Origin of the sequence: Alteromonas sp. NFXS44, from assembly GCF_040148705.1 — a bacterium.
Lineage (GTDB): Bacteria > Pseudomonadota > Gammaproteobacteria > Enterobacterales > Alteromonadaceae > Alteromonas.
The window spans coordinates 667,211-687,245 of sequence record NZ_JAGDEA010000001.1; the positions used below are offsets into that span (position 1 = coordinate 667,211).

23 protein-coding genes are annotated in these 20,035 nt (G+C 48.0%); 22 read left to right on the top strand and 1 reads right to left on the bottom strand.

What is annotated here, in order from left to right; genetic code table 11:
* Positions 1–22 precede the first annotated feature (22 nt).
* Complete coding sequence (locus tag J3369_RS02905; protein WP_349583601.1) at positions 23–1,717, bottom strand: alkaline phosphatase D family protein; 1,695 nt, start codon at positions 1,715–1,717, stop codon at positions 23–25.
* Positions 1,718–1,864: 147 nt separating this feature from the next.
* Here J3369_RS02905 and rnr point away from each other — a divergent pair, with 147 nt between their 5' ends.
* The 22 genes from rnr to rplQ all read left to right on the top strand — a co-directional run bounded on the left by rnr (position 1,865) and on the right by rplQ (position 19,819).
* A complete protein-coding gene (rnr, locus tag J3369_RS02910) occupies positions 1,865–4,264 on the top strand; it encodes a ribonuclease R (protein WP_349583604.1) in 2,400 nt (799 codons plus the stop codon).
* The gene (gene rlmB / locus J3369_RS02915) at positions 4,265–5,005 is read left to right on the top strand and encodes a 23S rRNA (guanosine(2251)-2'-O)-methyltransferase RlmB (protein WP_119499863.1); all 741 of its coding nucleotides are present in this window, start codon (positions 4,265–4,267) and stop codon (positions 5,003–5,005) included. It begins immediately after the preceding gene.
* Between the two features lie 177 nt (positions 5,006–5,182).
* Entirely contained in the window at positions 5,183–7,288 is a 2,106-nt protein-coding gene (locus J3369_RS02920) for a TonB-dependent receptor (RefSeq protein ID WP_349583608.1), read from the top strand.
* Positions 7,289–7,519: 231 nt separating this feature from the next.
* Positions 7,520–8,896, top strand: a complete 1,377-nt coding sequence (locus tag J3369_RS02925; protein ID WP_119499865.1) for a DUF4397 domain-containing protein — start codon at positions 7,520–7,522, stop codon at positions 8,894–8,896.
* Positions 8,897–9,025: 129 nt separating this feature from the next.
* Positions 9,026–11,083, top strand: a complete 2,058-nt coding sequence (locus tag J3369_RS02930; protein WP_349583610.1) for a GAF domain-containing hybrid sensor histidine kinase/response regulator — start codon at positions 9,026–9,028, stop codon at positions 11,081–11,083.
* Positions 11,084–11,303: 220 nt separating this feature from the next.
* Positions 11,304–11,672: a 50S ribosomal protein L14 gene (gene rplN / locus J3369_RS02935; protein ID WP_070125772.1), complete on the top strand. Its 369-nt coding sequence runs from the start codon at positions 11,304–11,306 to the stop codon at positions 11,670–11,672.
* Positions 11,673–11,684: 12 nt separating this feature from the next.
* Positions 11,685–11,999 (top strand): 50S ribosomal protein L24, encoded by a 315-nt coding sequence (rplX, locus tag J3369_RS02940; RefSeq protein WP_303575270.1) that lies wholly within the window; start codon positions 11,685–11,687, stop codon positions 11,997–11,999.
* Positions 12,000–12,015: 16 nt separating this feature from the next.
* On the top strand, positions 12,016–12,555 hold the full coding sequence (rplE, locus tag J3369_RS02945) for a 50S ribosomal protein L5 (RefSeq protein ID WP_119499868.1): 540 nt from the start codon (positions 12,016–12,018) through the stop codon (positions 12,553–12,555).
* A 13-nt stretch (positions 12,556–12,568) separates the two neighbouring features.
* On the top strand, positions 12,569–12,874 hold the full coding sequence (rpsN, locus tag J3369_RS02950; protein WP_070125769.1) for a 30S ribosomal protein S14: 306 nt from the start codon (positions 12,569–12,571) through the stop codon (positions 12,872–12,874).
* A gap of 13 nt (positions 12,875–12,887) precedes the next feature.
* Positions 12,888–13,280, top strand: coding sequence for a 30S ribosomal protein S8 (gene rpsH, locus J3369_RS02955; protein WP_119499869.1), 393 nt, complete (start codon positions 12,888–12,890; stop codon positions 13,278–13,280).
* A 14-nt stretch (positions 13,281–13,294) separates the two neighbouring features.
* Positions 13,295–13,828 (top strand): 50S ribosomal protein L6, encoded by a 534-nt coding sequence (gene rplF / locus J3369_RS02960; RefSeq protein ID WP_303575271.1) that lies wholly within the window; start codon positions 13,295–13,297, stop codon positions 13,826–13,828.
* 12 nt (positions 13,829–13,840) lie between these two features.
* Positions 13,841–14,194, top strand: a complete 354-nt coding sequence (gene rplR / locus J3369_RS02965; protein WP_119503270.1) for a 50S ribosomal protein L18 — start codon at positions 13,841–13,843, stop codon at positions 14,192–14,194.
* A gap of 12 nt (positions 14,195–14,206) precedes the next feature.
* Positions 14,207–14,707: a 30S ribosomal protein S5 gene (gene rpsE / locus J3369_RS02970; RefSeq protein WP_349583622.1), complete on the top strand. Its 501-nt coding sequence runs from the start codon at positions 14,207–14,209 to the stop codon at positions 14,705–14,707.
* 6 nt (positions 14,708–14,713) lie between these two features.
* A complete protein-coding gene (rpmD, locus tag J3369_RS02975; RefSeq protein ID WP_014950907.1) occupies positions 14,714–14,893 on the top strand; it encodes a 50S ribosomal protein L30 in 180 nt (59 codons plus the stop codon).
* 3 nt (positions 14,894–14,896) lie between these two features.
* Complete coding sequence (rplO, locus tag J3369_RS02980) at positions 14,897–15,331, top strand: 50S ribosomal protein L15 (protein WP_119499872.1); 435 nt, start codon at positions 14,897–14,899, stop codon at positions 15,329–15,331.
* A gap of 5 nt (positions 15,332–15,336) precedes the next feature.
* On the top strand, positions 15,337–16,656 hold the full coding sequence (secY, locus tag J3369_RS02985; RefSeq protein WP_119499873.1) for a preprotein translocase subunit SecY: 1,320 nt from the start codon (positions 15,337–15,339) through the stop codon (positions 16,654–16,656).
* 25 nt (positions 16,657–16,681) lie between these two features.
* A complete protein-coding gene (gene rpmJ, locus J3369_RS02990) occupies positions 16,682–16,798 on the top strand; it encodes a 50S ribosomal protein L36 (protein ID WP_073325329.1) in 117 nt (38 codons plus the stop codon).
* A gap of 161 nt (positions 16,799–16,959) precedes the next feature.
* A complete protein-coding gene (gene rpsM / locus J3369_RS02995) occupies positions 16,960–17,316 on the top strand; it encodes a 30S ribosomal protein S13 (RefSeq protein ID WP_119499874.1) in 357 nt (118 codons plus the stop codon).
* Between the two features lie 16 nt (positions 17,317–17,332).
* A complete protein-coding gene (gene rpsK / locus J3369_RS03000) occupies positions 17,333–17,725 on the top strand; it encodes a 30S ribosomal protein S11 (protein ID WP_070125761.1) in 393 nt (130 codons plus the stop codon).
* A 24-nt stretch (positions 17,726–17,749) separates the two neighbouring features.
* Positions 17,750–18,370, top strand: coding sequence for a 30S ribosomal protein S4 (rpsD, locus tag J3369_RS03005; protein ID WP_349583631.1), 621 nt, complete (start codon positions 17,750–17,752; stop codon positions 18,368–18,370).
* A gap of 19 nt (positions 18,371–18,389) precedes the next feature.
* Complete coding sequence (locus J3369_RS03010) at positions 18,390–19,379, top strand: DNA-directed RNA polymerase subunit alpha (protein ID WP_349583719.1); 990 nt, start codon at positions 18,390–18,392, stop codon at positions 19,377–19,379.
* Between the two features lie 41 nt (positions 19,380–19,420).
* The gene (gene rplQ / locus J3369_RS03015) at positions 19,421–19,819 is read left to right on the top strand and encodes a 50S ribosomal protein L17 (protein ID WP_119499877.1); all 399 of its coding nucleotides are present in this window, start codon (positions 19,421–19,423) and stop codon (positions 19,817–19,819) included.
* Positions 19,820–20,035: the final 216 nt, after the last annotated feature.

The following is a 20,035-nucleotide window of genomic DNA, read 5'->3' on the forward strand; positions in this document are numbered from 1 at the left end:
TTCCCGTCCGGTAGTGGGTTAGTCAGCTTAGCAGCTCAGCTTGGGTGAACCTGGCGGTATGTACACTGGCTATGTGCACATCTTCCGATGAAATAGTGCTTACGTATAACCAGTTAGCCTCTACCTCCTGTGGCGTAAAGGTCACTGTCATGTATCCTCTCAGGTTCAGATTGCAGTATTCCAGATCTTTCACCAGCAGCGGCAGAGCCTGTGCCAGGCGGTGTGCTTCATTGTTATCCATCGTCAGATAACTCTCCATGCCGGGAGAAGACACACTAGATGTGCCGAACTCTATACCCACGGCCTGATTGTTGCCGGTGGTCAGCTTGTTGCACCAGCCGTTATGCGTATCGCCGGCAAAGACGACTGCCGCTTTTCCTTTTTCCCTGAACTGCTTATAAAGTGTTTCCCGTTCTGCCGGATAGCCGTCCCAGGCATCAAGATTATATGCCATCGTGGTGTTTAGCCGCGCGGTTTCTTCATCGCTCACCGGTTGTCCGGCAATTTGTTTGCGGCGGATATCAGCAAGAGCATGGATTTTTGAAGGAATTTCTTCCCGGGGTGTACCGGAGAATATTTCTGCCGGGAAAAACATTTTTCCCATCAATACCTGTTGCCCCAGCACTTGCCAGGTCGCATTACTCTTTTCCAGGGATTCAAATAACCAGTCCCGTTGTTGCAAGCCCAGCATAGTGCGGTCCTCTGCCACCAGCGCGGCAGTAAAACCGATGTCATCAAACTGGCCGGTCTCTTCGTCAGTAAAAGCAGCGTAGCTAAGTTGCTTATCCCGTCCGATAATACGGGTGTCCAGCATGTACAGTGACAGCAAGTCACCAAATTCGAATGTACGGTAGATTGTCGGATCTGTGTCGCTCACCGGTGGCCGGATGGGCAGCCACTCATAGTAGGCCTGTACCGCAGCGGCGCGACGTTTAAAAAAGTCGCCTTCATCCGGCTGATGGTTTTCGGCACCTGTGATGTAGGTATCGTTTGCCACTTCGTGGTCGTCCCACACTACAATCCAGGGCTTATTCTGATGCAGGGCTTTTAAGCCTTTATCAGTGCGGTAAATGGCGTACCGGTTCCGGTAGTCCGCAAGGGTGATAATTTCTTCATCGTTATCAGTGGCAAAGGTGCGACCTAACTCAGCAGCACGCTCTGTGGCGTAGCCGTCCCCGGCATATTCGTAAATATAGTCACCGAGATGCAATACAAAGTCGATACTCTCATCTGCAGACGCTGCCAGATAGGGCGTAAAAAAACCGGCAGGGTAGTTTGAGCAGGAGAATAATCCGAGTTTGACGTTGTCGACCTGTCCCGCCGGCAAAGTGAGTGTTTTACCCGCAGGTGATGTTTCTGTGGCAGTTGAAAAGCGGTAAAAATAGCGTGTGGACGGTGATAACTCCCGTACATCTACTTTTATTGTGTAGTCACGGGCGGCGATGGCTTTGGCATGTCCCGAACGGAGGATATCTGAAAAGTTACTGTCTGCAGCGATTTCCCAGAAAACCGTTGCCGAAGGTGAGTCGCCGGCAGGAACGGCACGGGTCCATAAGATAATGCTGTCCGCAGACGGGTCACCACTGGCAACACCATGAGAAAAAGAAACCGGATTCTCCGGTAAGCCTGCAGTTGAACTGCACCCGGTTAAACCGGTAGAAATAACCATACTGCCGCTCAGTGCGGCGGATAATTTAAGAAATAAACGGCGGTCCATGTGTCATCCTGAGCCGGGTAAAAGCTCATACTAGTCAGCATATATGACGAATTCGTGGCAGGTGGAGTTGGATAACTGTTGAACAGTGCAATGCTTTTGGCAAATAACTGTTATAATGGCGCCAAAGCAAAATCAATAAGTGAGTACATGAGCGACGATCCCCATTTTCAGCGAGAAAAAGAGAAATACGATAATCCGGTAGCAAGCCGTGAGTATTTAATGTCTGTCATGAAAGAGCAGGGCAAACCCTTGTCTTTTTTAGAAATCTGCTCGCTGGTGGACGCGTTCGAAGAAGACAGCCGGATTGGCATTCAGCGTCGCCTGCGCGCCATGGAGCGTCAGGGCCAGGTGCAGTTCACCAGGCAGAAGAAATATGCGCTGCAAAACCGTGATGAACTGATCCGTGGCCGTATTATCGGTCACCGTGACGGTTACGGCTTCCTTCGCCCTGAAGATAACAGCGGAGATTTATTTATCAGTGCGGGGCAGATGAATCTGTTTATGCACGACGATTTCGTTGAAGCCCGTGAAAGCGGTACTGACCGCCGTGGACGCCGGGAAGCTTTCATCAATCAGGTTATTGAACCACGCAGTGAGCCCATTGTCGGCCGGTTCTTCGTGGAAAAGGGCATTGCCGTTGTGATGCCTGATGACAGCCGTCTTCAGCATGAAATTGTGATCCCGCCGGAAGCAACGAAAGGTGCCCGTATGGGGCAGGTGGTGGTTGTTGAGATCACTCAGCGTCCCCGCCGCCGCATCAGTCCTGTCGGAAAAATTATCGAAATCCTCGGTGACCACATGGCGCCCGGCATGGAAATCGAAATGGCCCTGCGCACTTTCGATATCCCTCATGTCTGGCCTGACGCCGTTGAGCGCTACGTTAAACGGTTTACTGAAGACGTACCGGAAGAATCTAAAGAAGGACGCATCGATCTGCGTCAGTTACCACTGGTAACGATAGACGGTGAAGATGCCCGTGACTTCGATGATGCTGTATTCTGTGAGCCACTGGATGAAGGGGGCTGGCAACTGTGGGTGGCCATTGCCGATGTGAGTACCTATGTGAAGCTGGGTACGGCCCTCGATAAAGAAGCACTGAATCGTGGTAATTCCGTGTATTTCCCTGATCAGGTGATTCCCATGTTGCCGGAAGTGCTGTCGAACGGGTTATGTTCACTGAATCCGGAAGTAGACCGCCTGTGTATGGTCTGCGAAATGACAATTACTGAGCAGGGAAAGCTGGATAAGTATCAGTTTTATGAAGCGGTGATGAACTCTCACGCCCGTCTGACTTACACCAAAGTGTGGCAGATCCTGGAAGGTGACAAAGAACTCCATCAGCGATACGAGGCTCAGGTGCCTCATCTGCGTAACTTGCATGATTTGTATCGGGCATTGAAGCGTGCCCGTGCCCAGCGTGGTGCCATTGAGTTTGAAACGCAGGAAAGTAAATTCGTTTTCAATGCTCAGCGCAAGATAGAAAATATTGTACCGGTAGTCCGTAACGACGCGCACAAAATGATTGAAGAGTGCATGATCATGGCGAACGTCAGTGCGGCAAAAATGCTGGAGAAGCATAACCAGCCTGCATTATACCGGGTACATGACAAACCTGATGCAGACCGTTTGACGGCATTTACCTCCTATTTAGGAGAAGTAGGCATCCCCCATCATATCACTGAAGGGGCAAGCCCTGCTGATTTCACCGATGTGGTAGATAAGATCAGAGCCCGTCCGGACCAGGAACTTATTCAAACCATGCTGCTGCGCTCTATGAAGCAGGCGGTTTACGATTGCGATAACGTAGGACACTTTGGTCTTGCGCTGGACGAGTATGCGCACTTTACCTCGCCAATCCGTCGTTATCCGGACTTAGTGGTGCACCGTGCCATTAAAGCGATTCTTAAAAAGCAGAAGCAAAAGGTTACCGGCCCGAAAGCTTATACCGTTGAGGAAGTGGAACAACTCGGTGAACAGTGCTCCATGACTGAACGTCGTGCCGATGATGCTACCCGCGATGTGGCCGACTGGCTCAAGTGTGAGTTTATGCAGGACCACGTGGGTTCTACCTTTGAAGGTGTTGTCAGTTCCGTGACTAACTTCGGTTTGTTTGTGCGTATTACGGACTACCATATTGATGGCCTGGTCCACATTACGTCTCTGGACGATGATTACTACCGCTATGATGATGTTAAACAAACTTTGCAAGGTGAGTCCGGCGCACGGCAGTTCCGCTTAGGTGATACCTTATCGGTGAAAGTGGCAGCGGTGAACCTGGATGAAAGAAAGATTGATTTAATTCTCGACGGCACTATGCTGCGCGGCCGCGGTGGCAAAAAAGTGCAGGTGAGAACGGCAGCATTAAAATCTGCCGGCGATCGCAGGAACACGACTGACCGCAGAGAAGGCGGTAAATCGTCTGCCACCGGGAAAGGGCGTAAATCGCGGGAGAAAGGTAAAACCGATCGCCGTTCTGACAGTAAGACGCCGGCAACCCGTGCGCCGAAGAAATCCCGTAGTAAATCAGGTAAAGGTAAGAAAAAGTAAATGGCGCAACAAGAATGGTTATATGGTCTGCATGCCATGCAGTCGGTATTGGAAAACGAGCCGGAGCGGGTACTGGAAGTACTGGTACTCAAAGGCCGTGATGACGACCGTCTCAAGAATATTATTAATCAGGCCAGGCGGTTTGGGATCAGCGTGCAGTTTTGTCAGCGCAAGGTACTCGATGACAAAGTGCAGGGCGAACAGCATCAGGGCGTAGTTGCGCGTGCCAAGCCTGCACGGGCGCTGGATGAAGCCGATCTTGATGCTATCCTGAGCCGTCACGCAGAACCTTTTCTGCTGGTGCTTGATGGTGTTACCGACCCTCATAACATTGGCGCCTGTTTACGTACCGCCGACGCTGCCGGTGTGCATGCGTTAATCGTACCCAAGGATAAATCCGGTGGCCTTACTGCCACGGCCAGAAAAGTTGCCTGTGGTGCCGCAGAGTCTGTTCCGCTAATTCAGGTCACCAACCTTGCCCGTACGCTCAAGCATTTGCAGGAAAAAGGCGTGTGGATTGCCGGTACTGCCGGAGAAGCTGAACAGCTTATTTATGATGTCGACCTTAAAGGGCCCACAGCGCTGGTAATGGGCGCTGAAGGCAAAGGCATGCGCAGACTCACCCGTGAGCATTGCGACCAGTTAGTCAAATTACCCATGGCCGGCGCTGTATCATCACTCAATGTGTCGGTGGCGACGGGGGTGTGTTTGTACGAAATAGTCAGGCAACGCCAGAGCTGATTTTTAAATCAAGGCCACATTTTGTGGCCTTTTTTACACCTGCAGCCCGCACTCCGTCAGGCATTTACTTAAGTATAATATTTACTTATTTTAAATATTTAATTAAATAGTTCTTAAAAAAATACTGAGAATCATTATTATTACCGCGTCAGGACCAACCAACAGGTAATAATCATTGTGAAAAAGTCTATTTTGTCACTCAGTATTCTCTCCGCCCTTTGTTTGTCTGGCAACGTCGTTGCTCAGGAACAGGCGCAGGAAGAAAGTGTAGAACGTATCACTATCCGCGGTGCCTTCTTCGGCCAGCAGGTCGCAGACGCGGTGAAAACACCCACGTTATTGCTGAATGTGCCGCAGTCAGCGTCTATTATCGGTGAAGCACAAATTGAAGAGCAGGGGCTGTTCAGCGTTGCTGATGCTATGCAATATACCCCGGGTGTCAGTATCGGGTTGGGTGAAGATCACCGGGACCAAATCACTATTCGCGGTCAGAACACCACTGCTGACTTCTTCGTTGATGGCTTGCGGGATGATGTGCAGTATTTCCGTCCGCTCTATAACGTAGAGCGTATTGAAATCATGCGCGGTTCCAACGCACTGTTATTTGGCCGCGGTGGCGGTGGTGGTGTGGTTAACCGTGTAACCAAAACCGCTGATGTATCATCAGACTTCACAGTACTGAGTGGTAACATCGATACGTTCAGTGCCGGCGGCATTACCCTTGATACCAATGTCGTTATCGATAAAGACCAGGCATTCCGTCTGAATGCAGCGGCAGACAGTGTTGATAGTCACCGCGATTTTAAAGATGGCAGCCGTTATGCTTTTAATCCGGCCTGGTATCTTGCGCTGAGCGACGTCACTTCTTTGAATGCATCTTATGAGTATGTGAATGATGACAGGCTGGTGGACAGAGGGATCCCGTCGTTGAACGGAAAGCCGTTAAATGGCGTTTACGATACATTCTTCGGTGATAAAGATTTCAACAACACCACGCTGGAAGCCCACATCGCCCGTGTAAAGCTGGATCATAAATTATCAGCGGAGTGGTCAGTGAATACTACTGTGCAGTTTGCTGACTACGACAAGGCTTATCAGAACTTGTATCCCACTGCCTTCGATGATGAATCTCAGTTTGTGACTCTTGACGGCTACCGCGATACCACACAGCGGGAAAACTTCCTGTGGCAGCTTAATGCTATTGGTCAGTTTGATATCGGGGCCGTTTCTCACACTGTACTGGCCGGTGCTGAATATGCTGATCAGAGCACAGAGAATGCGCGCATGGACAATCAGTTCCTTGAAAATGGCAGTGACAAACTCTCATTTATGTTCAGCGATCCGCTTGTGGTTCCGGCACACACATTAACCGTTCCGGTACGTGACCGTGCGTCTGATGTCAGTGTGGTTTCTGCTTTTGTGCAGGATGAAATCGGGCTGGGTGACAACTGGGTACTGGTTGCCGGCTTGCGATACGACAGCTTTAATATTGATGTCACCGATCAGATTGAAATTAACAATGGCGCAGAGGATGGGAACAATGGTTTGCTGTCCAGTGATGACAGTGAAATCTCTCCCCGCTTTGGTGTGATTTTTAAACCGGCGGAAGATATTTCACTGTACGCCAGCTACAGTGTGTCGTTCCTGCCACGCTCCGGTGATCAGTTCCTTACCTTGTCATTGAGTTCTGCGGCACTGGATGCTGAAGAGTTCAGGAATAAGGAAGTGGGCTTTAAATGGAACCTGACTGATTCACTGAACCTTTCTGCGGCCGCATTTAAAGTGGAAAGAGAAAACGGTGCCACAGTGGATCCGGACAATCCTGAGGTGTCACAACTGACCGGCACAGAAACACAGGGCTTCGAGTTGCAGTTGTCGGGATATATCACAGATTCATGGTCTGTGACCGGGGGTTACAGCTACCTCGATGGCAACCAGACCAGTGTTTCCGGCGCCGGTTCCGGTGAAGGTCAGCGACTGGCACAACTGCCGGAGCATATGTTCAGTGTATGGAACAAATTCCTGATTGACGAGAAGTGGCAATGGGGACTGGGTATTGTTCATCAGTCAGAGCAGTATGCGTCTTTGAGTAACAATGTGACTTTACGTTCCTTTACACGCTTTGATGCTGCTGCGTTCTATACTCACAGCGATGCATTGTCATTGCAGCTTAACGTGAATAACGTGCTTGATACGCAGTATTTCCCGTCAGCACACAATGACAACAACATCAGTACAGGCGCGCCGCTTCACGCAAGAGTTGCAGCGACTTACCGCTTCTGAGTTGATTAATAAGCTTATTTTCAGCATACAGTGAAACGGCCGGTGTTTACCGGCCTTTTTGTTGCTTAAATGTATCAAATTGTTCGATTCTTCAGTTCAATGTAAACAGTGCAAAGATTGCGTAAATCGTCGAACTGACGCGGGTTTCAGAGAGACTTAACGGGGTAAAATAACGACGTTCCGGTTAATCCGGACATCAATCACTACTTTCAGTTAAGGATTTACGTTTTTATGGTATCCCGCACACTTAAGTCGCTTATTAAGTTGTTTGCTGCCGTTGGCGTTGCTGTTGGCCTGACCGCCTGCGGCGGGTCAGACAGCAGTTCAGACTACTCGTACGCATACATTCAGTTTTACAATGCTTCACCTAACGGGGCAACTGTCACAATGCGTGAAGTTGACGGCGACGATTTAGGTTCTGCACAATTCGGTGACACAACCTCACTGATTTCAGCTGATTCCGGTGACCTGGAATTGGAATTCATCCGCACCGATTCTGACGATCAGGAAATCCTGCTTGAAGAGATGACGGTCAACCTCAGCACCGGTTACAAAACGTTGATCGTTCTGAGCGGTGATTTCAGTCAGCCTGAATTCATCGAATACAAATTTGAGCGTGAGTCTTTAGATGACCACTTCCGTCTGTTCGTTACCAGCATGATGGTGGATGAATCTCAGTACGATTTTTACCTGGCAGAAGACGGCGACCCGTTTGAAGCGGCAAACTATCTGGGTACTGTGTCTTATCAGGAATTGTCTGAAATGACTTTCTGGGATCCGGATGACGACAGTGACGATTTTGACTCTGGTGAATACACGATTTATCTGACACAGCCGGGCTCTACCGACGTGGTTTTCGAATCGCAAACACTGGATTTCACCTACGATACTGAATATGTACTGGCAATCCGCGATATCAGTGGTGCCATTCAGGCCGGTATGTCTGTAGATACTATTCTGAACTCGTCTTACGTAACAAACATCACAGACGTAGATGCAGACGCACAATACCGTATCTATAACAGCACAGAATCAACCTCACCGCTGACGGTTACCTTCGGTGGTAATGACGGTGAAGAAGACACTGAATTCACGTTGTCTGCCGGTGAACTGTCTGACTTTACCGAAATCAAATACGGTGACTATCGTGTCACTGTGCAAACTGAAGACGGCAGTGCAACAGCGCTGACTAACAAGCTGATCACCCTTAATCAGGGCGAAAGTAAGGCGATTATGATTTACGAAGCTGACGGCAAACTGGCTGCAGCAACGTTTGTTGAAAGTGGTCTGCCTCAGTCTTACGACAAAACCGTAAACTTCATCAATCTGGTAAGCGATTTCGATAATATTGATTTCTATCTGGTGCGCAGCGATGAAACTATCGACACTGCTGATTACTACACCATGAATCTTGAGCTTGCTGAAAGCAGCACACTGGTTCTGCCTTCTGACTACTACGAAATCATCGCAGTATATGAAGACGAAAACGATGAACAGGTACTGCTTGACCGTACTGCACTGTACGGTTTCACAGAAGAAGAAAACTACATCGTTACTGTAGAGCCTGCAGATACAGCAACAGGGTATGAAATCAACGTATTGTACTGATACGTGATTAACGAAAGCACCGGCGCCCCTTTCCGGTGAACAGCGGGGTGGAAACAGGGAATGTTTCCACCCCGTTTTATTTTGTGTGTTAATCTTTAAGGAGAGTCCTAAGCGTTCATACGGGGCAATATGAAACTGATAAAAGCGCTACATGCTATTTCTGCAGACGGTAAAAGTTCGACTGAAGACAAATTAAAGCGGCTGTTACAGCTTGGTCTTGATGCCTTCGACATGGAGCTTGGCATTGTCAGTCATATCAAAGATGGCGTCTATACGGTCGTTTCTGCCATTTCTCCCGAAGATGCGCTTCAGAAGGGCGACAGTTTTGAACTGAAGAATACCTACTGCCGTGACACCCTGGCAGCTGACGGTATTGTCGCTTATCACGATGCTGAAAAATCCCCCGGCGTGTCTCATCCTGCATATCAGGCTTTTGCGCTTAAAAGCTATATTGGTATTCCTTATTTCGTTAACGGCGAGCGCTACGGCACAGTCAATTTCTCCCGGGTTGATGCCAAAGAACGTCAGTTCGACAATGACGAGCTTGATTACATTGTGCTTCTGGCGGAGTGGGTAGGCACTGAGATTACCCGAGATCATCAGCTTCAGGCCATCGTTGAACAGCAAAAAGCATTACAGCATCAGCATTTGCTGCATTTACAGATGTCAGAGTTGGCGCGGGTGGGAACCTGGGAAATGAACCGAAATACCGGTGAAATCTCTCTGTCTGATTCTCTGGTAAAACTGTTTGAAATCCCCGAAGGGGATCACATCACCTTCGACACTATGCAACGGGTGGTAAAACACGAGAAAGACGTGGAAATCTTGCGGGGACTCATGGAAAAGTCCGTAGAAGATGAAGCGCCGTGGTCTCATGAGTTTGAAGCTGTTTCACTGGGCGGCCGGCAATTCTGGGTGCAGACACAGGGTGCCGTGGACACCAGCGATCCTGATAATATCCGGTTTTGCGGTGCTACGCAGGATGTGACCCACAGAATACAAGTGGCCAGGGAACTGGAGAACCGTCGTCATGTGGCGGAGCAGGCTCTGGAGTCACGGAGTCTTTTTCTGGCGAACATGAGCCATGAAATCAGAACGCCTATCAATGGTATTGTCGGTATGCTGGAGGCCCTTAAAAAAACCTCGTTGACGGAGCAGCAAAACGAATTTTGTAAACTTGCGGGGCAGAGTGCGTCCAGTTTGCTGCAAATCGTTAACGATGTACTGGATTTCTCAAAAATAGATGCCGGTGGTCTGGAGCTTGAAAGCATTCCGGTGAACTTAAGCCGCATAGCTGAAGAGCAGTACCGGCTGTTCTCAATGCCGGCTCAGAAAAAGCAACTTTCACTGACCCTCGATACCCGTGGTATTGACGATCTGGTTTTTCTCACAGACCCGACACGGATACGGCAAATTTTTACAAACCTCATCAGTAATGCGATTAAATTTACTGACCATGGTGAAATAAATATCAAATTGAAGGCGATTAAGCAGGCACGCCAGCAATATCTGGTTCAGATTATCATCCGTGATGAAGGCATAGGTATCGCACCGGAACATCAGGCAACCATATTCTCTCCGTTCAGACAGGGTGACAGCAATACGACAAGACGCTTTGGTGGCACAGGACTGGGCTTGTCTATTGTGTCTCAGATAGCCGCGCACATGCATGGCGGTATTCGTGTTAACAGTAAACCCGGAGAAGGCGCAACGTTCATCGTTGCGCTGAAGCTGAATGAAGCGTCTGGTCATGAAAATGAAACAGAAGACGCCGCAGAAATATTGAGACCGACGGATCTGGCAGGTAAGCGGGTGCTGGTAGTTGAAGATAACGAGATCAATCAGATAGTCGTAAAAGAGCAGCTCAAAGAATTCAGTGTCGGGTGTGATATTGCCGGCCATGGCGCTGAAGCCATTGAGATGGTGATCAGAGGCATCGCCGGTAACCTTTCCTATGATTTGATATTAATGGATTGCCAGATGCCAGTCATGGACGGATACGAAGCATCGAAAAAAATTCGTCAGCTTGGCGGACAGGCGGAGATTGTCCCTATCATTGCACTGACTGCAAATGTGCTGGTGGGTGAACGGGAAAAATGCTTACTTGCCGGTATGAATGACTATTTAACTAAGCCCGTTGACAAAGAACAGTTTACCCGCTGTTTGCATCGATATTTACTCGCTTAGCATACCTATTCACAGCCACGGCCATTAAGGTGCACAGGCCCGGTACCACCGTAAGCAAATCGTCTAAAATTAATTCAAAAACGCACTATCACTTCCCAATCTTTTCTGTTATAGTTTCGCGCCCTTTTTATGGGGGTATGTACATAAAAGCGGCAATATCTGCTGCTTTTATCAGCGCAAACGACTCGAGAGAGTCTTAATTATCGAGCGGAGCACTAACATGATCCAAATGCAAACTAACCTGGATGTAGCCGACAACAGCGGCGCTCGCAGGGTTCAGTGTATTAAGGTTCTTGGTGGCTCGCATCGCCGTTATGCAGGTATCGGTGACATCATCAAAGTTACTGTTAAGGAAGCAATTCCTCGCGGTAAAGTAAAAAAAGGTGACGTACTGAACGCAGTGGTGGTGCGTACTAGAAAAGGCGTTCGTCGTGCAGATGGTTCTACCATCCGTTTTGACGCAAACGCGGCTGTATTGTTAAACAACAATAAGCAACCTATTGGTACGCGTATCTTTGGACCGGTTACACGTGAGCTGAGAAGTGACAACTTCATGAAAATCATCTCACTGGCCCCAGAGGTACTATAAGGAGTCACGATAATGGCTAGAAAAATTCGTCGTGATGATGAAGTAGTCGTATTAGCGGGTAAAGATAAAGGCAAACAAGGCAAAGTCCTGAAAGTGCTGGTATCTGAAGACCGTGTAGTTGTAGAAGGTGTAAACCTTGTCAAGAAGCACCAGAAGCCAAACCCTCACATGGGCGTAGCTGGCGGTATTGTTGAGAAAGAAGCATCTCTGCACGTTTCTAATGTTGCGGTAGTTAACCCTGCTACGGGTAAAGCTGACCGTATTGGTTTCCGTACTGATGACGGTAAGAAAGTTCGTTTCTTTAAGTCTAACGGTGAACTTGTTTAATTAATTGGAGAGTACGATGGCGAAACTGCATGATTTCTATAAAGAAACGGTAGTAGCTGACCTTGCTAAGCAGTTCAGTTACCAAAGCGTCATGCAAGTCCCTCGGATTGAGAAAATCACCTTAAACATGGGTTTAGGTGAAGCCGTAGCTGACAAGAAAGTTCTTGAGAATGCGACTGCCGATATGGCTGCTATCGCAGGTCAAAAACCTATTGTTACCGTTGCGCGTAAATCTGTTGCGGGTTTTAAAATCCGTGAAGGTTATCCGATTGGCTGTAAAGTAACCCTGCGTGGCGAGCGTATGTGGGAATTCTTAGAGCGTTTGATTTCAATCGCAATTCCTCGTATCCGCGACTTCCGTGGCCTGAGTTCAAAATCTTTTGACGGTCGTGGAAACTACAGCATGGGCGTTCGTGAACAAATCATCTTCCCTGAAATCGATTTCGATAAAGTGGATAAAGTACGCGGTATGGATATCACTATCACTACCAGTGCAAAAACTGATGATGAAGCACGTGCTCTGTTGACCGCGTTCAACTTCCCATTCAAAAAATAAGGGGTGTAGGGTTATGGCAAAAGAATCAATGAAGGCCCGTGAAGTAAAGCGTGCGAAGCTTGTAGCTAAGTATGCTGAAAAACGTGCCGCACTTAAAGCGATTATCAGCGACGTTAACGCCTCTGAAGAAGAGCGTTGGGATGCTGTTCTGAAGCTACAACAACTGCCACGTGACAGTGCTAAATCTCGTCAGCAAAACCGCTGCCGCGTTACTGGCCGTCCACACGGTTTCCTACGTAAGTTCGGTCTGAGCCGTATCAAGTTGCGTGAAGCAGCGATGCGCGGTGAAGTCCCTGGCCTGAAAAAAGCCAGCTGGTAAGGAGTAGCTAAAAATGAGCATGCAAGATCCTATCGCGGATATGTTTACCCGCATCCGTAACGGCCAGATGGCACAGAAAGTTTCTGTTGTTATGCCTTCTTCAAAACTTCGCGTAGCAATCTGTGAAGTACTGAAAGCTGAAGGTTATATCACTGACTTCGCTGCTTCTGGTGACGTTAAGCCTACTTTAGAAGTTACTCTTAAGTACTTCGAAGGTAAGCAAGTAATCGACACAATTGAACGTGTAAGCCGTCCTGGTCTGCGCATCTATAAGAAAAAAGATGAGCTGCCAAAAGTAATGGGTGGTTTAGGCGTTGCTATCGTGTCAACTTCTAAAGGTGTGATGACTGACCGTGCTGCGCGTAAAGCAGGCATGGGCGGTGAGATCATCGGTTATGTAGCGTAATCGGAGGAGTTGAAATGTCACGAGTAGCAAAAGCCCCGGTAGCCGTAGCATCTGGCGTTGAAGTTAAAATCAACGGTCAGGAAGTTACTGTTAAGGGAAGTAAAGGTACACTGGTACGTGTATTCAACGACGCTGTAGAAGTAGTACAAGAAGAGAACCAGCTGAAAGCACTTCCTCGTGAAGGTTTTGCTGATGCATGGGCTCAGGCTGGTACAGTTCGCGCACTGTTGAACGGCATGGTACTGGGTGTATCACAAGGTTTCGAGAAAAAACTGCAGTTGCAAGGTGTTGGTTACCGTGCACAAGCACAAGGTGCCAAACTGAACCTGACTTTAGGTTTCTCACACCCTGTAGTTTATGAAATGCCTGCAGGCATTACAGTTGAAACTCCTACACAAACTGAAATCCTCGTTAAAGGCGCGGATAAGCAGGTTGTAGGTCAGGTTGCGGCAAACATTCGCGGCTACCGTCCACCAGAGCCTTACAAAGGTAAAGGTGTTCGTTATGCTGATGAAAACGTTCGTCGTAAAGAAGCTAAGAAAAAGTAGGTGGGTGATACGATGGATAAGAAAACATCACGTTTACGTCGCGCAACTCGCGCACGCGCTAAAATCCGTGAATTGGCCGCGCATCGCCTGGTAATTAACCGTACACCTCGCCACATCTATGCCCAGTTAATCGCACCTAGCGGTTCTGAGGTACTGGCGGCGGCTTCTACCGTTGAAAAAGGTCTGGCAGCAGATCTGAAAGCAACTGGTAATGCAGAAGCAGCTGCGGCAGTGGGTAAAGCTATCGCCGAGCGTGCAATCGAAAAAGGCATTAAAGTTGTTGCTTTCGATCGCAGCGGTTTTAAATACCACGGTCGCGTAAAAGCATTAGCTGATGCAGCTCGCGAAGCTGGTCTTCAGTTCTAGGAGTGAAGAATAATGGCTAAACAAGAAGTTCAAAACGGTGAATTTTTAGAGAAATTGATCGCTGTAAACCGCGTTTCTAAAGTGGTTAAAGGTGGTCGTATCTTTAGTTTCACTGCACTGACTGTAGTTGGTGACGGCAATGGCCGTGTTGGTTTTGGTTACGGTAAAGCACGTGAAGTGCCTGCTGCTATCCAAAAAGCGATGGAAAAAGCGCGTCGCAACATGGTTAGCGTAGACCTGAATGGTCACACGTTGCAGCACCCAATTAAAGGTCGTCACTCTGGCTCTAAAGTTTACATGCAGCCTGCATCTGAAGGTACCGGTATCATTGCCGGTGGTGCGATGCGTGCAGTACTTGAAGTAGCTGGTGTACAGAACGTACTTTCAAAATGCTACGGCTCTACAAACCCAATCAACGTTGTTCGTGCAACAGTAAACGCGCTGACGGAGATGAACTCTCCAGCGGGTATTGCAGCGAAGCGTGGATTGTCTGTAGAAGAAATTTTGGGGTAATCAGACATGGCAACGATTAAAGTAAAGCAAACTAAAAGTGCAATTGGCCGTCTGCCAAAGCACAAAGCGACGCTTAAAGGCTTAGGTCTTCGTAAAATCAACCATGTCCGTGAACTGGAAGATACCCCAGCAGTACGTGGCATGATCAACCGTGTATATTACATGGTTGAGATCGTGGAGGAGTAAGACATGCGTTTAAATACAATTTCTCCTGCGGAAGGTTCAAAACCAGCAGCTAAGCGTGTAGGTCGTGGTATTGGTTCAGGTCTGGGTAAAACCGGTGGCCGTGGTCACAAAGGCCAAACCAGCCGTTCAGGCGGTACCATCAGACAAGGCTTTGAAGGTGGTCAGATGCCAATTCAGCGCCGTCTGCCTAAGTTTGGTTTCACCTCTCGTAAGAGCTTTGTTACCGATCAGGTAACTCTGACTGAAATCGCTAAGGTTGAAGGAGATACAGTTTCTCTGGACTCTTTGAAAGCTGCTGGTCTTGTTAAGAAAGACGTGCAGTTCGTTAAAGTAGTTAAGAGCGGCGAAGTATCGCGCGCTGTTACAGTTAGCGGGTTAAAGGTTACTAAAGGCGCTCTTGCAGCGATTGAAGCCGCCGGCGGTAAAGTAGAGGAATAAGCTAGATGGCTAAACCAGGATTGGATTCAGGCGCGAAAAGCGGCTTGAGTGAGCTGAAGTCAAGGTTGTTGTTCGTACTAGGTGCGATCGTCGTATTCAGACTGGGCTCTTATGTGCCTCTTCCTGGCATCGATGCGGCAGTTCTTGCTGAGTTGTTTGAGCAACAAAAAGGCACCATCGTAGAAATGTTCAACATGTTCTCCGGTGGTGCGCTTGAGCGTGCATCCGTTCTGGCTTTGGGCATTATGCCATACATTACTGCATCAATTATTATGCAGTTGCTCACGGTGGTTCATCCACCGATGATGGAGCTTAAAAAAGAAGGCGAAGCAGGCCGCCGTAAAATCAGTCAGTACACGCGTTATCTAACGCTGGTACTGGCTACATTCCAATCTATTGGAATCGCGACGAACCTGCCTAACCTGATTAATGGTTTGGTTATAAACCCTGGCTTCGGATTCTACTTTACAGCGGTAGTTAGCTTAGTCACAGGAACGATGTTCCTGATGTGGTTAGGTGAGCAAATTACTGAACGTGGTATCGGTAACGGTATCTCGATATTGATTTTTGCTGGTATTGTTGCCGGTCTGCCAACAGCGATTGGTCAGACAGCGGAACAAGCAAGACAGGGCGACATTAACCTGTTGTTCCTGATGTTGATTGGCGTAATTGTCATCGGCCTGATTTACCTGGTAGTGTTCGTAGAACGTGCCCAGCGTCGTATTGTTGTGAACTATGCTAAGCGTCAGCAGGGCCGTAAGGTTTTTGCAGCGCAAAGCACACACTTACCGCTGAAAGTGAACATGGCTGGTGTTATTCCACCAATTTTCGCATCCAGCATCATTCTGTTTCCGTCCACCATTGCTGGTTGGTTCGGTCAGAATGAATCTACAGCGTGGTTGCAGGATGTAGCATTAATGCTTTCTCCTGGTCAGCCGCTGTACGTGATGTTATACGCAACTGCGATTATCTTCTTCTGCTTCTTCTATACAGCGCTGGTTTTCAATCCGCGTGAAACAGCAGATAACCTGAAGAAGTCCGGTGCGTTCATTCCTGGTATCCGTCCGGGTGAGCAAACATCACGTTATATCGATAAGGTAATGACTCGTCTGACTCTGGCTGGCGCACTTTACATAACCTTTATTTGTTTAGTGCCTGAATTCATGTTGATTGCGTGGAATGTGCCGTTCTACTTCGGTGGTACGTCGCTTCTGATTATCGTGGTTGTTATCATGGACTTTATGGCACAGGTGCAGACACATCTGATGTCCAGTCAGTATGAGTCTGTTCTGAAGAAAGCTAATCTCAAAGGCTACGGCCGCTAAGATTAGTGCACTACGGAGTGATGTAATGAAAGTTCGTGCATCAGTAAAGAAGATTTGCCGTAACTGTAAAATCATCAAGCGCAACGGTGTTGTGCGTGTGATTTGCAGCTCTGACCCTAAGCATAAGCAGCGTCAAGGCTAATCTAAAACGCGGTTAAAATTCGAAATGTAAGCTGAACCTCGTACTGGGTTCAGCTTGCTCTATTTCGTTTTTATGAACCTTAAGTTGCAATTTTGTCGTCGGGTAAGTATCCTATCGGGCTTTTTAGGTCGTCGACATTAAAATTAAGAGGAGTGCTGTTAATGGCCCGTATCGCTGGCATTAACATTCCTGAACACAAGCACACTGTAATCGCGCTTCAAGCGATTTACGGTGTAGGCGCAACTCGTGCAAAAGAGATCTGTGCTAACGCTGGTGTTGCAGAATCAACAAAAGTAAAAGAGCTTGACGAAGCAACTGTAGAGAAGCTTCGTGAAGAAGTGGCAAAGTTCACCGTTGAAGGTGATCTGCGTCGTGAAGTATCTATGAGCATCAAACGTTTGATGGACCTGGGTTGCTTCCGTGGTATCCGCCACCGTCGTAGCTTGCCTCTACGTGGTCAGCGCACTAAAACTAATGCGCGTACCCGTAAAGGTCCTCGTAAGCCAATTAAGAAGTAAGCGGGGAGATTAAGTTATGGCAAAAGCACCTACTCGTACTACGCGTAAACGCGCTAAGCGTCAGGTTGCAGACGGTATGGCTCATATCCATGCGTCTTTCAACAACACAATTGTGACTATCACTGACCGTCAAGGCAATGCATTAGCATGGGCGACATCAGGTGGTTCAGGTTTCCGTGGTTCACGTAAATCTACACCTTTTGCTGCACAGGTTGCTGCTGAGCGTGCTGGCGTAGCCGCACAAGACTACGGTCTGAAAAACCTTGAAGTTTTCGTTAAAGGTCCGGGTCCAGGCCGTGAGTCTGCTATCCGTGCACTTAACGCAACTGGTTATAAGATCACAAACATTACCGATGTGACCCCTATTCCTCACAACGGTTGTCGTCCACCGAAAAAACGTCGCGTTTAATCGCCGGACAGTTGGAGAAAGAACATGGCAAGATATTTGGGTCCTAAACTCAAACTTAGCCGTCGCGAAGGAACGGACCTGTTCCTGAAAAGCGGCGTTCGCGCAATCGATTCTAAGTGTAAAATCGATAATGCGCCTGGTCAGCACGGTGCCCGTCGTGGCCGTCTGTCTGACTACGGTGTACAGTTGCGTGAAAAGCAAAAAGTTCGTCGTATGTACGGCGTTCTGGAAAAACAATTCCGTAACTACTATAAAGAAGCTGCCCGTCTGAAAGGCAACACCGGTGAAAACCTGTTGCAACTTCTTGAGCAGCGTCTGGATAACGTAGTTTATCGTATGGGATTCGCCAGCACTCGTGCAGAAGCACGTCAGCTGGTTAGCCACAAGGCGATCATGGTAAATGGTCAAGTTGTGAACATTCCATCGTTTAACGTTTCTGCCGAAGACGTGGTTTCTGTTCGTGAAAAGGCTAAAAAGCAAGCGCGTATCGTTGCTGCTTTGGAACTGGCTGACCAACGTGAGAAGCCAACCTGGATTGAAGTAGACAGCAGCAAAATGGAAGGCACTTTCAAGCGCGTTCCGGAAAGAACTGACCTGTCTGCTGAAATTAACGAACAGTTGATCGTCGAACTTTACTCTAAGTAAAGCTAACTAAAGAGGAAGCATTGTGGGTTCTGTGACTGAATTCCTGAAACCGAGATTAGTTGAGATCGAAAACGTTTCTCCTACTCGTGCCAAAGTAACTTTGGAACCACTGGAGCGCGGCTTTGGCCACACTCTGGGTAACGCCCTTCGCCGTATCTTACTGTCATCCATGCCTGGATGTGCGGTAACTGAGGTCGAAATTGACGGCGTATTACACGAGTACAGCACCAAAGAAGGTGTGCAGGAAGATGTAATCGAGATTCTGCTGAATCTGAAAGGTTTAGCGGTTCGCCTTGAAGGTAAAACTGAGGCAACCCTGACAATAGTGAAATCTGGCGCTGGCCCTGTTGTTGCTGGTGATATTCAGCATGACGGTGACGTAGAAATCGTTAACCCTGAGCACGTTATCTGTACTTTAACCGGCGAAGCTGAAATCAGCCTACGCATTAAAGTTGAAACTGGCCGTGGTTACATTCCTGCAGCTACTCGTCGCTCCTCCGAGGAAGATGATCGTCCAATTGGTCGTTTGTTAGTTGATGCTTCATACAGCCCTGTTGAACGTATTGCTTATTCAGTTGAGTCTGCCCGTGTTGAACAACGCACAGACTTAGACAAACTGATCATCGATATGGAAACGAACGGTACTCTGGATCCTGAAGAAGCGATCCGCCGCGCAGCCACTATTCTGGCTGAGCAATTAGATGCCTTCGTTGATCTGCGTGACGTTTCTGAACCTGTTCAGAAAGAAGAGAAGCCGGAATTCGATCCGATTCTGTTACGTCCTGTTGATGACCTGGAATTAACTGTACGTTCTGCAAACTGTTTGAAAGCAGAAGCTATCCAGTACATTGGTGACCTGGTTCAGCGTACTGAGGTTGAGTTACTTAAGACGCCTAACCTTGGTAAGAAATCGCTAACTGAAATCAAAGATGTTCTTGCATCTCGTGGATTGTCTCTGGGCATGCGCCTGGAAAACTGGCCACCAGAGAGCATCGCTGAGAAAGATTAATCAGGTTTTTATCAAACTGATTTGTAGAGAAGGATAAAACTATGCGCCATCGTAAGAGTGGTCGTCAGTTGAATCGCAACAGCAGCCATCGTCAAGCTATGTTTAAAAACATGGCCGGCTCACTGGTCAAGCACGAAGTGATCAAAACGACGTTACCAAAAGCGAAAGAATTACGTCGCGTAATCGAGCCTTTAATCACACTGGCTAAACAAGACAGCGTTGCAAACCGCCGTCTGGCTATGGCCCGTACAGGTGATAAAGAGGTAGTAGGTAAACTGTTCAACGAGCTTGGTCCTCGTTACGAAGCTCGCCCTGGCGGTTACACTCGCATTCTGAAATGCGGTTTCCGTACAGGCGACAACGCTCCTATGGCGTTCGTTGAACTGGTAGACCGTCCTGAAGTTGAAGTTTCTGAAGAAGCTGAAGCGACAGAAGAGTAAGAGATTACTTCATCGATTTATCGATATTAAAAAACCCCGCGAAAGCGGGGTTTTTTGTTTAAATGAAATTTACAAATAGGCGTTAAATAAATCTTCCCCTCGTGGATCAGTCATATGGTATGAATTTGAACTTAGGAAATGTTAAAGTAGTGCTAGCTTTAGCGACTAATTCGAAGTCAATCTAAGTTAAAGAAATAGAACTATACATAGAATCAA

Bases quoted from the DNA above. Each gene is read 5' to 3' on its own strand.
- J3369_RS02905 (WP_349583601.1), bottom strand. From the start codon at position 1,717: ATGGACCGCCGTTTATTTCTTAAATTATCCGCCGCACTGAGCGGCAGT.
- rnr (WP_349583604.1), top strand. From the start codon at position 1,865: ATGAGCGACGATCCCCATTTTCAGCGAGAAAAAGAGAAATACGATAAT.
- rlmB (WP_119499863.1), top strand. From the start codon at position 4,265: ATGGCGCAACAAGAATGGTTATATGGTCTGCATGCCATGCAGTCGGTA.
- J3369_RS02925 (WP_119499865.1), top strand. From the start codon at position 7,520: ATGGTATCCCGCACACTTAAGTCGCTTATTAAGTTGTTTGCTGCCGTT.
- J3369_RS02930 (WP_349583610.1), top strand. From the start codon at position 9,026: ATGAAACTGATAAAAGCGCTACATGCTATTTCTGCAGACGGTAAAAGT.
- rplN (WP_070125772.1), top strand. From the start codon at position 11,304: ATGATCCAAATGCAAACTAACCTGGATGTAGCCGACAACAGCGGCGCT.
- rplX (WP_303575270.1), top strand. From the start codon at position 11,685: ATGGCTAGAAAAATTCGTCGTGATGATGAAGTAGTCGTATTAGCGGGT.
- rplE (WP_119499868.1), top strand. From the start codon at position 12,016: ATGGCGAAACTGCATGATTTCTATAAAGAAACGGTAGTAGCTGACCTT.
- rpsN (WP_070125769.1), top strand. From the start codon at position 12,569: ATGGCAAAAGAATCAATGAAGGCCCGTGAAGTAAAGCGTGCGAAGCTT.
- rpsH (WP_119499869.1), top strand. From the start codon at position 12,888: ATGAGCATGCAAGATCCTATCGCGGATATGTTTACCCGCATCCGTAAC.
- rplF (WP_303575271.1), top strand. From the start codon at position 13,295: ATGTCACGAGTAGCAAAAGCCCCGGTAGCCGTAGCATCTGGCGTTGAA.
- rplR (WP_119503270.1), top strand. From the start codon at position 13,841: ATGGATAAGAAAACATCACGTTTACGTCGCGCAACTCGCGCACGCGCT.
- rpsE (WP_349583622.1), top strand. From the start codon at position 14,207: ATGGCTAAACAAGAAGTTCAAAACGGTGAATTTTTAGAGAAATTGATC.
- rpmD (WP_014950907.1), top strand. From the start codon at position 14,714: ATGGCAACGATTAAAGTAAAGCAAACTAAAAGTGCAATTGGCCGTCTG.
- rplO (WP_119499872.1), top strand. From the start codon at position 14,897: ATGCGTTTAAATACAATTTCTCCTGCGGAAGGTTCAAAACCAGCAGCT.
- secY (WP_119499873.1), top strand. From the start codon at position 15,337: ATGGCTAAACCAGGATTGGATTCAGGCGCGAAAAGCGGCTTGAGTGAG.
- rpmJ (WP_073325329.1), top strand. From the start codon at position 16,682: ATGAAAGTTCGTGCATCAGTAAAGAAGATTTGCCGTAACTGTAAAATC.
- rpsM (WP_119499874.1), top strand. From the start codon at position 16,960: ATGGCCCGTATCGCTGGCATTAACATTCCTGAACACAAGCACACTGTA.
- rpsK (WP_070125761.1), top strand. From the start codon at position 17,333: ATGGCAAAAGCACCTACTCGTACTACGCGTAAACGCGCTAAGCGTCAG.
- rpsD (WP_349583631.1), top strand. From the start codon at position 17,750: ATGGCAAGATATTTGGGTCCTAAACTCAAACTTAGCCGTCGCGAAGGA.
- rplQ (WP_119499877.1), top strand. From the start codon at position 19,421: ATGCGCCATCGTAAGAGTGGTCGTCAGTTGAATCGCAACAGCAGCCAT.